This is a genomic window from Pseudoflavonifractor capillosus (assembly GCF_016899775.1).
In the GTDB taxonomy this organism is placed as follows: domain Bacteria; phylum Bacillota; class Clostridia; order Oscillospirales; family Oscillospiraceae; genus Lawsonibacter.
In genome coordinates, this window is sequence record NZ_JACJJE010000162.1 from 1 (window position 1) to 402 (window position 402).

Below are 402 nucleotides of genomic sequence, written 5' to 3' on the forward strand. Positions count from 1 at the left end.
ATGGCCTTGTTCTGCAAGACCTCCGCCTCAAAGCCCTCCTGGTCGTCCAGGTCGGTGAACACTGTGTCAAAGCACTGGATGCCCGCGGCCCGGGCGGCCAGGATCACCTGCCCACGGGCAGCTAGCATGTCTACCCCGTCCCGGGTGGGGCTGGTCTGGAGGCACTTGCGCAGATCGCCCCCGGAAATGGCCACGCCGAACATCCGCTCCGTGGCGGCGCAGATCTCGTAGGCATTGAGAATGCCCCTAGGACTCTCCAGGGCAGCCATGAGGAGGGTGCGGCCCTGCTCCACGCCGAACTCCTCCTCGGCGGCGGCCACGGCCCCCTCCACGGTCTTTACGTCCTGGGCGCTCTCGCACTTGGCGATGCGGATGCCGTCCGCCCCGCCGGCCACGCACACC

1 protein-coding gene is annotated in these 402 nt (G+C 68.2%); it reads right to left on the minus strand.

What is annotated here, in order from left to right:
* Positions 1–402, minus strand: a 402-nt coding sequence (locus H6B31_RS16815) for an aldolase/citrate lyase family protein (RefSeq protein ID WP_243419126.1), incomplete at both ends; no start/stop codon positions are given.